The 11,811-nt window shown below is 43.1% G+C and carries 10 protein-coding genes; 5 read left to right on the top strand and 5 right to left on the bottom strand.

Annotated features, from left to right (window positions below; all coding sequences use genetic code 11):
- Nucleotides 1-5: 5 nt before the first annotated feature.
- On the top strand, nt 6-2,102 hold the full coding sequence (ppk1, locus tag BCT49_RS21205) for a polyphosphate kinase 1 (RefSeq protein WP_102438091.1): 2,097 nt from the start codon (nt 6-8) through the stop codon (nt 2,100-2,102).
- Nucleotides 2,093-3,604: an exopolyphosphatase gene (gene ppx, locus BCT49_RS21200; protein WP_102438004.1), complete on the top strand. Its 1,512-nt coding sequence runs from the start codon at nt 2,093-2,095 to the stop codon at nt 3,602-3,604. The genes ppk1 and ppx overlap by 10 nt, the downstream gene beginning before the upstream one ends.
- Nucleotides 3,605-3,701: 97 nt before the next feature.
- On the opposite strand, the gene BCT49_RS21195 is transcribed toward ppx, so the two are convergent.
- From BCT49_RS21195 to phoB, 3 genes are read right to left on the bottom strand one after another with little or no spacing between them, the layout of a single operon-like run.
- Entirely contained in the window at nt 3,702-4,658 is a 957-nt protein-coding gene (locus tag BCT49_RS21195) for a PstS family phosphate ABC transporter substrate-binding protein (protein ID WP_102438089.1), read from the bottom strand.
- Between the two features lie 20 nt (nt 4,659-4,678).
- A complete protein-coding gene (gene phoR / locus BCT49_RS21190) occupies nt 4,679-5,974 on the bottom strand; it encodes a phosphate regulon sensor histidine kinase PhoR (protein WP_102438002.1) in 1,296 nt (431 codons plus the stop codon).
- 33 nt (nt 5,975-6,007) lie between these two features.
- Nucleotides 6,008-6,697 carry a phosphate regulon transcriptional regulator PhoB gene (gene phoB, locus BCT49_RS21185; RefSeq protein WP_004735064.1) on the bottom strand — a complete coding sequence of 230 codons (690 nt, stop codon included), beginning with the start codon at nt 6,695-6,697 and terminating at the stop codon, nt 6,008-6,010.
- Between the two features lie 193 nt (nt 6,698-6,890).
- Between phoB and rdgC the strand changes: the two genes are divergently transcribed.
- From rdgC to BCT49_RS21170, 3 genes are all read left to right on the top strand, one after another.
- Nucleotides 6,891-7,805, top strand: a complete 915-nt coding sequence (gene rdgC / locus BCT49_RS21180) for a recombination-associated protein RdgC (RefSeq protein WP_017106505.1) — start codon at nt 6,891-6,893, stop codon at nt 7,803-7,805.
- Nucleotides 7,806-8,011: 206 nt separating this feature from the next.
- Nucleotides 8,012-9,430, top strand: coding sequence for a tRNA 5-hydroxyuridine modification protein YegQ (gene yegQ / locus BCT49_RS21175; RefSeq protein ID WP_017106506.1), 1,419 nt, complete (start codon nt 8,012-8,014; stop codon nt 9,428-9,430).
- Nucleotides 9,431-9,462: 32 nt separating this feature from the next.
- Nucleotides 9,463-9,717, top strand: a complete 255-nt coding sequence (locus BCT49_RS21170) for a YfhL family 4Fe-4S dicluster ferredoxin (protein WP_102438000.1) — start codon at nt 9,463-9,465, stop codon at nt 9,715-9,717.
- A 42-nt stretch (nt 9,718-9,759) separates the two neighbouring features.
- Here the strand turns inward: BCT49_RS21170 and BCT49_RS21165 are convergent, their stop codons facing one another.
- The gene (locus BCT49_RS21165) at nt 9,760-10,068 is read right to left on the bottom strand and encodes a hypothetical protein (protein WP_102437998.1); all 309 of its coding nucleotides are present in this window, start codon (nt 10,066-10,068) and stop codon (nt 9,760-9,762) included.
- Between the two features lie 276 nt (nt 10,069-10,344).
- Nucleotides 10,345-11,184 carry a penicillin-insensitive murein endopeptidase gene (gene mepA / locus BCT49_RS21160; RefSeq protein ID WP_102437996.1) on the bottom strand — a complete coding sequence of 280 codons (840 nt, stop codon included), beginning with the start codon at nt 11,182-11,184 and terminating at the stop codon, nt 10,345-10,347.
- Nucleotides 11,185-11,811: the final 627 nt, after the last annotated feature.

The raw sequence follows: 11,811 nt of genomic DNA, 5'->3' as shown, positions 1-11,811 counted from the left end.
TGACGATGGAAAAAGACTATGTTACTAAAGAACTTAGCTGGTTATCGTTCAATGAAAGAGTCCTACAAGAAGCCGCTGATAAGTCTGTTCCGTTGATCGAAAGAGTGCGCTTTTTAGGTATTTACTCCAACAATCTCGATGAGTTTTACAAAGTTCGCTTTGCTGACGTTAAACGAAAGATCATCCTTCAAGATCCACAACCCTCACCCCATTCACCGAAAACGTTATTGGCGCGAATGCAAAGTAAGGCAAGCGAGCTGGATCTTCGCTTTAATGAACTTTATAACGACTTACTGTTAGAACTGGCACGTAACCGGATTTTTCTCATCAATGAACAGCAAATCAGTGCAGAGCAAAGTGAATGGGTAAGAAAATACTTCAAGAAGAAAGTACTGCCACAGCTAACGCCATTCTTGTTGAACGACGAAAGTCCATTGCTCAACATTCTAAAAGACGAACAAAGCTATCTTGCCATCGATATAAAGCATCAAGATAGCTCTCAATACGTGTTGCTCGAGATCCCATCGGAGAACCTTCCTCGTTTTGTGAAACTTCCTGACAACTCAGATTCACAACGTACGACTCTGATCTTATTAGATAATATAGTTCGGTTCTGTTTAGATGACCTGTTAAAAGGGTTCTTTGAATACGACTCTTTGAGCTGCTATGCGATTAAAATGACTCGCGATGCAGACTACGCGCTCCAAGAAGGGAATGACAGTAACATACTAGAGGCCATGTCATTAGGGCTAGAGCAACGGCTCACAGCACTTCCTATTCGCCTCATTTACGAATCAGAAATGCCTCTTGAAATGCTGAATTTTTTACGCAGAAAGCTACAGCTATCCGACTATGACAGCGTCATTGCTGGAGGTCGTTACCATAACTTTAAACACTTTTCTGAGTTTCCAAGCCTCAGCCGTCGTGAATTAGTCCACCGCCCTCTACCGCCAATCAAATGCGCTCAGTTCGGCGGGTACCCCAACTATTTTGAGGCGATTAAAGCGCGCGATATCTTATTGCACTACCCTTACCACACCTTCGACCACATCACTGAACTCGTCAGGCAGGCGTCATTCGATCCTAAAGTAACGGTCATCAAAATAAATGTTTATCGTGTTGCTGAAGGTTCCAAACTACTCAGCTCGATTATTGATGCCGCGCACAACGGAAAAAAGGTGACGGTGGCTGTTGAACTTCAAGCTCGTTTTGATGAACAAGCTAATATCCAATGGACGAAAACACTTCAAAAATCCGGAGTAAAAGTCATCCATGGTATTCCAAGTTTAAAGGTGCATTCCAAGCTTCTACTGATCACAAGAAAAAATGGAAAAGCGCTCGAGCATTATGCTCATATTGGGACTGGCAATTTTCATGAAGTGACCGCTCGTGTTTATACGGATTTTTCTCTGCTGACGGCACGAGAAGAGATCACTCAAGAGGTTAAACAGGTCTTTAAATATATTGAAAGCCCACATCAAAAATCTCAATTTAAACAACTGATTGTTTCTCCCAAGAACACCAGAAAACGCCTGTATCAGTTGATTGATAATGAAATTCAGAATGCCACTGAGAACAAACCAGCCAGCATAACCCTCAAGCTCAACAATTTAGTCGACCGTGAGATCATTGAAAAACTCTATCAAGCTAGCCAAGCCAACGTCACCATAAAAATGATCATTCGCGGTATGTGCTCCTTGGTTCCAGGAATACCAAACATCAGCGACAATATTGAGATAATTAGTGTGGTCGATCGTTTCCTTGAACACCCTAGAGTGATGATCTTTCATAATGATGGAAAGCCTAGGGTATACATATCTTCTGCCGACTGGATGACTCGAAACTTTGACCATCGAATCGAAGTCGCAGCGCCGATCTTAGATTCCAAAGCCAAGCAAACGATCATCGATATCACAGAGTTTCACTTTGATGATTACAACAAAGCGAGAAGCCTTGACCAGGCAATGAGCAACCTTTACTTAGCGCCACCTTCAGAGCCGCTTGATTACTCGACGTCACAACTGGCGACATACCACTATATTAAACGTATAGAGAAGCACGCACGTAAAAAACATAAGAAAGAGAAAAAATCATGCAGCTAATCGACCATAAACGTTCAAGACGTATTGCCGCCATCGATTTAGGTTCGAACAGCTTCCATATGGTTGTCGCTCAGGTCTTTGAGCAGCACTTACAATTAGTGAGTCGCCACAAACAAAAAGTACGATTAGGTGACGGGCTCGACGCTAACCTACACCTATCAGAAAGTGCCATTCAACGGGGTTTAGACTGTCTTGAACTCTTTGCTGAACGACTGGCCGATTTTGAACTCGATGATGTGAGAGTCGTTGCTACCCATACACTCAGGAAGGCAAAAAATTCCAGAGTTTTTCTGGAACAAGCAAAAAAGGTTTTTCCCTTTCCGATAGAAATAATCTCAGGCAAGGAAGAAGCCAGACTCATCTACAACGGTGTCGAACATACTCAAGCTACCTCTAACAGTAAACTCGTTATCGACATTGGTGGCGGCAGTACAGAAATCGTCGCTGGGCAAGGTTTTACACCAACAACGATGCATAGCTTACCTATGGGTTGTGTCAATTTTACCCAACGCTTCTTCGCAGATAAAATATTAACGCCTGAAAAATTCGCCATTGCTTGTACCGCAGCGATTCGTTTAATTGAGCCTGTAGTAAATGAATATCGCAGCGTCACTTGGGAGATCGCTTTCGGCTCTTCCGGCACAGCGAAATCAATAAAAGAGGTCTTAATTGGGTTAGGGTTTACTGACGGCTATGTAACTCCACAGCGGCTTAGCTACCTCAAAAATCGATTATGCGAATTTGACACCTCTGATGACATCAACCTTTCAGGTTTGAGTGACGAGAGAAAGGCCGTATTTGCCGCTGGAGTTTCAATTCTATCTGCCGTCATGGACACTCTCGATATCAAGGAGCTTCATTTTTCTGATGGCGCATTAAGAGAAGGGGTTCTTTATGATATGGAAGAAAGATTTAAAGATATTGATATCCGCACTCGAACAGCCGAAACACTCATATCTCGCTATCACGTAGATTTAACTCATGGGGAAAGAGTAAAAAAACTAGCCGTCACCTTGTTGAAACAAGCTCAATCTCAAATAAACATACCTGTGCATCGCGAGTTGTTTGATCTTTTGGGTTGGTCTGCACTGCTTCATGAGGTCGGGCAAAGTATCTCATTCCAAGGTTATCATCGCCATTCAGCTTACTTGCTTAAACATACGACGATGCCCGGTTTTAATGCTGAACAACAACGCTTGTTGTCGCTTTTAGCTCGCAATCAAAGAAAAGCCATTAAGCTTCGCGAGTTGCCAGAACTCTATTTATTTACCGAAGAACAGGTAACGCTGCTCATTAGGGTTCTGAGACTGGCGATTATTCTTAACCGACAACGAAGCCAATCCCCAACCCCAGAGATACACTTAAGGATTGAGAGAAGAGAATGTTGGTCTTTGACCGGAAGCAATGTTGACTGGCTAACAAACCATCAGCTAATTAGCTATGAACTTGCAGAAGAGCAAGAACGTTGGAAAAGTGTGGGTTGGACGTTAGTGTTAAATTAATCATGACCAAAATGAAAAACAGCCTGCATTAGCAAGCTGTTAGGGCGTTATTATCATGGCTGATGAAGCATTTTTTTATCGTTCTATAACGACCGTGTCATAGCCCTATCTTCGCTAACTCTTGCTCTGCGAACTCAGACGGTATTGCCAAGTAACCATCTTTTTCCACCAACTCTTGTCCTTGTTTTGAAAAAACAAAAGTAAGGAATTCTCTCTCAACCGGCGAAAGTGGCTTATCTGGATGCTTGTTTACATACACATACAGAAAACGAGATAGTGGGTAATCACCACTCAAGATGTTTGCTCTAGTAGGCTCTACATAATCGGAACCTTGTTCAGCGATCGGTATCAATTTCACACCGGCAACGCGATAACCAATTCCAGAATAGCCAATACCACTAATGGAAGAGGCCACGGATTGAACCACAGATGCAGAGCCAGGCTGTTCATTCACTCGGTTCTTAAAATCGCCGCCACACAAGGCATTTTGCTTGAAATAGCCGTATGTCCCTGAAACCGAATTTCGGCCAAACAGTTGGAATCGATGTTTAGCCCAAGGCTGTTCAATATCGAGATCTTGCCAACTATTGAGTGGTTTCGTTGCACCGCAGCGTAATGTTTGCGAAAAGATCCCATCGATTTGTCGAAAGTTAAGCCCTTCAACTGGGTTATCACGGTGTACAAACAAGCCTATGGCATCAATTGCAACTCGAAGAGCTGTGGGTTTATAGCCATGCTCTCTCTCGAATGCTTCAATTTCACGTAAGCGCATCGGACGACTCATCGGCCCGAGGTGAGCAGTACCTTCCGTTAATGCAGGAGGTGCCGTCGAAGAACCAGACGCCTGAACTTGAGCATTCACGTTCGGGTAATAAGACTTAAACTCTTCAACCCATAACGTCGTCATTCCCGCTAATGTATCGGAACCGACAGACAACAAGCTGCCAGAAATACCCGGAACTTTAGAGTAATCAGGAAGCGACTCTACGCTCTGCTCCGCATAAGCGTAGTGAGTTGTAGCCAACACGAGCGCAGAAACAATAGGAAGACGCATTATGCGTATCAGCGCTTTCATTACACAGTCAATCTGCTTGGAAGTGTGAAATGGAAACGACTACCAACACCCACTTCACTTTGAATTTCTAAGTGTGAGTCATGATGGCTAAGTGCGTGTTTAACGATAGCTAACCCGAGACCACTGCCACCCGTATCACGAGAGCGTGCCTTATCAACTCGATAGAAACGCTCAGTGAGTCGATGCAAGTGCTGAGGTTCAATGCCATCACCGGTGTCTGACACATCCAAACACGCACCTTGACTGGTTTGATACCAACGAACCTTGACGGTTGCACCGGGCGGAGTGTACTTCACCGCGTTATAAACCAGATTCGATATCGCACTTCTCATCTGATCTTCATCAGCTAATACGCGCAGGCTCTTATCAATATCAAATTCCAGCTTGTGTTCACGATCCCCACTTAGGCTAGCCGCTTCCTTTTCAAGAACTTCTAACATAGCCGGAACGTTAACCACCTCATCCAATTCATGCATTGGCGCCGCTTCAATCTTTGAAAGCGTTAGCAGCTGATTGACCAAGCTGTTCATGCGATTCAATTGCTCAGTCATCACACCATGAGCTTTCGTCCACATTGGACCAACAATCATGTCTGGGTCTTCCGTCATTTCAAGGTAACCTTGAAGTACGGTCATAGGTGTACGTAGCTCGTGAGAAACGTTAGCAAAGAAGTTCCGACGCATGCCTTCCAGCTGTTTAAGCTGAGTAACATCACGTACTACCATCAAATGCTCACCTTCGGTGTAAGGCACGATACGCAGCTCAAGCATACGTTCCACATTGAGTGGCGATGGCATTTCTAATGGCTCAGAGAAGTCTTGTTTATTGAGGTACTTGATAAAATCCGGAGTTCGGATCAAATTCGAGATCGGTTGACCTGAATCGTCTGGCCAGCGAAAACCCAGTAAATACTGAGCAAGCTTGTTACACCAAACAATATTACCTTCACCGCGAAACACCACAACGGCATCGGGAAGGGATTCAGCACCGTTTCTGAAACGGCGGATAAGGTTGGTCAATTCTTTACGCTTGCGACGCTGTCTCTGCTGCATACGATAAATACCGTTAAACAGAGATTCCCAATTTCCTGAGCCTGAAGGTGGTGTTAGACGCTTCTCATCCCACAACCATGCGGACAAACGCATTTGATTATGTAGATGCCAGCCGAGCTGCAATACTGTAGCAGCCAGCAGTAACCAAGGTAGGTAACCGAATATCCATCCGACTAAAACCCATGGTGCGTAAAAAAAAGCCAGCTCCCAAGCTAGCTTTTTCCAGGTTAACTTCTCAACCATTCAGGACTCCGTAAACTAGGCAGCGAAGCCACATTAAGCCTTTGTAGAAAAACGGTAGCCTGCGCCGCGAACCGTTTGAATTAATTTGTCATGACCAGCAGATTCAAGTGCTTTGCGTAGACGTCGAATATGAACATCAACCGTACGATCTTCAACGTAAACGTTGGTACCCCAAACGTTATTTAGCAGTTGCTCTCGGCTGTATACTCGCTCTTGGTGAGTCATAAAGAAATGCAGCATTTTGAACTCGGTTGGTCCCATATCAACTGGACCTTCGCTTGCTGTAACACGGTGAGATACAGGGTCTAATTTAAGCCCTTGAACATCAATCACATCTTCCAATGCCGTTGGTGTTACACGGCGAATAACCGCTTTCAGACGAGCGACCAACTCTTTTGGCGAAAATGGTTTGGTAATGTAGTCGTCAGCGCCAACTTCTAAACCGCGAACCTTATCTTCTTCTTCACCACGAGCCGTCAGCATCACAACTGGGATGTTGCGAGTTAACTCTTCACGCTTCATGTGCTTGATAAAGTTTATCCCGCTACCACCAGGTAGCATCCAATCTAGTAATACTAGATCTGGGAAAGGTTCACATAGCTTGTTTACCGCTGTATCGTAATCTTCAGCCTCTACTGCTTGGTAGCCTTTTTGTTCAAGTACAAAACACAGCATCTCACGAATAGGTGCTTCATCTTCAACGACCAGAATCCTTCTCGACATAATTGAATAGCCTTAGTATTTAATCAACGCATTGCATTATCTGGTTTAATTATGACACTTTTGTGACCTTTGAAAACAAATTTTCATATAACTGTCTCAAACATTTCACTTTTAATTTTTATTGCAGGTATAAGACAAATGGATCGAAATCTCCTATGATGAGCGTCTTCAGATAAAGGTATGAGAAATATTTATGTGGTTTAAGAATTGCCTCGTCTATCGCTTTAATCGTGATATAGACTTCAACGCAGATCAGCTAGAGAAACAACTTGAAGAGTTCCGTTTTACCCCTTGTGGCAGCCAAGACAAACAGAAGTTTGGCTGGGTAAATGCGATGGGTAGACACGGCGATATGATGACGCACGTATCAGAAAACCGCATTCTCATCTGTGCAAAGAAAGAAGAGAAAATGCTTCCAGCTTCTGTGATCAAAGATTCATTGAATGCAAAAGTAGAAACGCTTGAGGCTGAGTCTGGTACTCCTCTGAAAAAGAAAGAGAAAGACAGCCTAAAAGAAGACATCATCATCGATCTTCTTCCTCGTGCTTTCAGCCGCAGTAACTTCACTTACGCACTGATCATGCCGAAAGAAGGCTTTATTGTTGTTGATGCTAGCAGCTACAAAAAAGCGGAAGACGTATTAGCATTACTACGTAAAACAATGGGTAGTTTGCCAGTAGTGCCTGCTATCCCAGAGCAAGCGATTGATACGACTCTGACAGAGTGGGTGAAATCTGGTGATACGCCTAAAGGCATCACTATGCTCGATGAAGCAGAGCTTAAATCAATCCAAGAAGACGGCGGTATTGTTCGAGTTAAGAAACAAGAATTAGAAGCTGATGAGATTAAAAACCACATCGAAGCCAACAAAGTGGTAACTAAGCTTCTGATCAACTGGCAAGATCGCATTGAGTTCATTCTTGCTGAAGATGGCAGCATCAAGCGCCTGAAATTCAGTGATGAACTAAAAGATGAGAACGACGACATTCCTCGTGAAGATCAAGCAGCGCGCTTTGATGCAGATTTCTCACTGCTATGTGGTGAATTCAGTGTTTTCCTACCAAACCTATTTGAATCATTAGGCGGGTTAACTCAACCTAACGCTTAATTGTTCCGATTTGAAGCTCAGGTGTCGACGATATCTGAGCTTATTTTCTTCCCTGCTCCCCTTTATCAATACCTATCAACTCGCTTCTTAATACCATTGTTATCTTTAGGGCTATCAACCAAACTCGTTTTAGCGTAAAATTTGCGCCCCTTTGATATCACTTGGTGGTATCAACCTGACTTGAGATCAGATTAGAGAACGAAGCAATGACTACACAAAAACCATTTGTACCTGAACTATTATCACCGGCAGGAAGCCTTAAAAACATGCGTTACGCATTCGCCTACGGCGCAGATGCAGTATACGCAGGCCAGCCACGTTACAGCCTTCGTGTTCGTAACAACGAGTTCAATCACGAAAACCTACAAATCGGTATCGATGAAGCTCATGCTCAAGGCAAAAAGTTATATGTTGTATGTAACATTCAGCCACACAACTCTAAATTAAAAACATTCATTCGCGACCTTAAGCCTGTTGTTGAGATGGGCCCTGATGCTCTTATCATGTCAGACCCAGGTCTTATCATGATGGTACGTGAATCGTTTCCTGAAATGCCGATCCACCTTTCCGTTCAAGCCAATGCTGTAAACTGGGCGACCGTAAAATTCTGGTCCACTCAAGGTGTTGAGCGTGTGATCCTATCTCGTGAACTATCACTTGAAGAGATCGAAGAGATTCGCGAACACTGCCCAGAAACAGAGCTAGAGATATTTGTTCACGGTGCACTATGCATGGCTTACTCAGGTCGTTGCCTACTTTCTGGTTACATGAACAAACGCGATCCAAACCAAGGTACTTGTACTAACGCTTGTCGCTGGGAATACAAAACCGAAGCTGCAAAAGAAGACGAAAACGGTCAGATCGTGGAAGCAAACCCAACAGGTGTTGCTATTCAAGAAGTAGAAACTCAAGGTATTGAAGTTCAAGACGAGCGCCCAGACAACACTCTAGGCCTTGGTAAGCCAACGGATGAAGTCGTTTTACTTTCTGAATCACACAAACCTGAAGAGAAAATGGCTGCGTTTGAAGACGAGCATGGTACTTACATCATGAACTCGAAAGATCTTCGCGCAATCCAACACGTTGAGCGCTTAACTAAGATGGGTGTTCACTCATTGAAGATTGAAGGCCGTACTAAGTCTTTCTACTACTGTGCACGTACAGCACAGGTTTACCGTAAAGCTATCGACGACGCTGTTGCAGGCAAACCATTCGATGAGAGCCTTATGGGTACGCTAGAGAGCCTAGCTCACCGTGGTTACACTGAAGGTTTCTTGCGTCGTCACACCCACGACACATACCAAAACTACGAGTACGGTTACTCTATCTCTGATACTCAACAGTTTGTTGGTGAATTCACTGGTAATCGCCGTGGCGACTTAGCAGAAGTCGAAGTTAAGAACAAATTCCTAGTTGGCGATAGCTTAGAAATGATGACACCAAAAGGTAACATCGTTTTCAAATTAGAAGTTATGGAGAACCGTAAATCTCAGCCAGTAGAAGACGCAAAAGGTAACGGTCACTTTGTCTTTATTCCAGTACCAGCTGATCTTGACCTAGAGTTTGGTTTGTTAATGCGTAATTTGAGCGCAGGCCAAGATACACGTAACGCTTCAGGTAAATAACGTTACCTAGAAACTCTACTGAGAAGAAAGCAATGGCTCTACTAATAACTGACAAGTGCATAAACTGCGATATGTGTGATCCAGAATGCCCAAATGGCGCAATCACTATGGGTGGCAGTATCTTCGAAATCGATCCTGATTTATGTACTGAGTGTAAAGGTCACTATGAGAAGCCAACATGTCAGTCAGTATGCCCAATTACTAAATGCATCATTACTGACCCAAAACATATTGAAACCGATGACGAATTATTAGAAAAGTTTGTCATCATTCAAGGCTTGACCTAAAAGATAAAAGGTTCAACTTAATCATCAAGTTGAACCTTTTTTTTAACCCGATTTCTCAATGGGATATATGTTACAGAACATCTCTTTCTCAAATTGATATTCAAGTTGCTCTCGCCAGTTTTTAGCTTGAGACACCGGTACTAGATAAAAGCTCTCCCTACTGGTATCAGTGACAAACGCCATTCCATGCTGCATCAGTTCATAATGAACATCATTAACAAAGCTAGGGTCTAACCGTTGTCGACCTGTTAGCTGACTTATATCTTCTCTAGAAATTGAAATACCGACATTCTCATTAGTGAATCTATGTCTTAACCATTGAGAGAACTCCCTCGCACAAATCATAGTCATTGTCTTATCCTTGGAATTTTTATAGACGGGTATCAGACTCTGATTTTCATATACTGCACATAAGCCGCATCTTTCACCCAAGAAACACGCCATCCCTGACTAAGCATTATCAAATTCATCGTTGTTTTTGCTGTTGTCGTTATTCGTTTGTTTTGATATCAAACGATGTTCTTAATTACGTGTTTATAAACTCTAGACAAAAGTGTGACATTTCTCCAGTTTTAGAGACGAGAAAGACAGTGGCATTACCACTGTAATGAGCCTCGACAAGTACGATTACTTATCTGATATCAAGGCCAAACACTGACTCGGCATCACTTTAACTTTCTTTTTTTTCTTACTTTTAGCCACTTTTTTAGGTGGAGGAACTGGAATGGTCTGCGGGGCCCAACTTGCAAGTTCATCCCCACAACCATCACCTTTTGGCGGGTTTGCTTGAGCGATACAGTTAGAACTGCCTTTAGGACATTTTAGACGAACATGAAAATGAGAATGATGTCCCCACCAAGGCCTGATTTTACCTAACCAAGCTCTTTCATTGGCATCAGAATTTTCTTGGTCACAAAGAGTTTGTTTAATGACAGGATGGACGAAGATTCGTACCACTTTTTCATCTTTGGCTGCATAGCGAATCACTTGAAAATGATCATCGGTCCAATTTGATTTACGTAATTTGTAGTTGGTAAGGTCGACAACACTTATTGGCTTAGGAACAGCGAGTTCATTCTCGGAAAGTCTCTCATCAGTGAGCCTTAACCATATATCAATATCCAACCCAGTCTGGTGGCTTGAATGACCAGATGAGAAGCGTCCACCTCTAGGTAGCGAAATATCGCCAACTAATAAGTTGGTGTTGAGTTGCTTGCTTGTAATTACACCTAGTCTTTCAATAAATTGAATGGCCTCGGTATGGCCATAGTAGCGTTCTCGCTGAGGGCGAATAATTTGATACCCTTCCCCATTGATTGGCAAAGCCTGTGCACCATCTAGACAGCCATTAGCATAACTGCCAATAGATGATGTTGAGTTGATTGTCGGGCTCTTAGCCTTTTCCCAAGGCGTTGCTATGGCTACGAATGAACATAACACAGTAGCCGCAGCGCAAAGTAACCTCATAACGATCCTAAATGATTTATCTTTAATATTTATACTAGCTGTCATTGAGGAATTGGGGCACATAAGTAGTAAGTTTTTCGGGGCATTAAATGAAAATGACAAGCAACGCATCTTATCAGCTAACTTTCATCACTACTATTGGCTAACCGAAGAGACGTAAGGGTCTCAAATTTGTCACTTAATTTACTACACCTTATCGATTAACAGCGTTAATTCATCGCCTTATAGATGAAGTTTCAACATGAGCAGAAAATAAAAAGGCTTCAGTCTTTCAACTGAAGCCTTAATCTATTCAAACAGCAATATTGGTTACTTTTAAGTTGGACTGCCCATTAGCGATAATTTGTAGCCGCAGAGGTTTGTTGCTCTTTTCTCTATACGGAGAAAGCAAAAGGCTTTAGTCTTTCTACCGGGACGCGCAGTCTAGAGCCTTAAGTATGGCAGGGGGGAACGCCTAGTGCTCCCAACATTGCTTCGCAAAAACAACAGACATAAAAAAGCCCTAGCATTTCTGCTGAGGCTTTGTATATGGTAAGAGTAGAGGTTTAGACTACAACACGCGCAGTTCTCGTAAGTCGAGGAATCCGGTGTTCTGCTAATGATGTAATTAGATTCAGAAAGCAAAAA

It is taken from the genome of Vibrio lentus (assembly GCF_002875945.1).
Taxonomy (GTDB): Bacteria; Pseudomonadota; Gammaproteobacteria; order Enterobacterales; family Vibrionaceae; genus Vibrio; species Vibrio apostichopi.
Note: the sequence above shows the minus strand (reverse complement) of the source record. Positions and strands in the feature narration are given on the sequence as shown.

Bases quoted from the DNA above. Each gene is read 5' to 3' on its own strand.
- ppk1 (WP_102438091.1), top strand. From the start codon at position 6: ATGGAAAAAGACTATGTTACTAAAGAACTTAGCTGGTTATCGTTCAAT.
- ppx (WP_102438004.1), top strand. From the start codon at position 2,093: ATGCAGCTAATCGACCATAAACGTTCAAGACGTATTGCCGCCATCGAT.
- BCT49_RS21195 (WP_102438089.1), bottom strand. From the start codon at position 4,658: ATGCGTCTTCCTATTGTTTCTGCGCTCGTGTTGGCTACAACTCACTAC.
- phoR (WP_102438002.1), bottom strand. From the start codon at position 5,974: ATGGTTGAGAAGTTAACCTGGAAAAAGCTAGCTTGGGAGCTGGCTTTT.
- phoB (WP_004735064.1), bottom strand. From the start codon at position 6,697: ATGTCGAGAAGGATTCTGGTCGTTGAAGATGAAGCACCTATTCGTGAG.
- rdgC (WP_017106505.1), top strand. From the start codon at position 6,891: ATGTGGTTTAAGAATTGCCTCGTCTATCGCTTTAATCGTGATATAGAC.
- yegQ (WP_017106506.1), top strand. From the start codon at position 8,012: ATGACTACACAAAAACCATTTGTACCTGAACTATTATCACCGGCAGGA.
- BCT49_RS21170 (WP_102438000.1), top strand. From the start codon at position 9,463: ATGGCTCTACTAATAACTGACAAGTGCATAAACTGCGATATGTGTGAT.
- BCT49_RS21165 (WP_102437998.1), bottom strand. From the start codon at position 10,068: ATGACTATGATTTGTGCGAGGGAGTTCTCTCAATGGTTAAGACATAGA.
- mepA (WP_102437996.1), bottom strand. From the start codon at position 11,184: ATGAGGTTACTTTGCGCTGCGGCTACTGTGTTATGTTCATTCGTAGCC.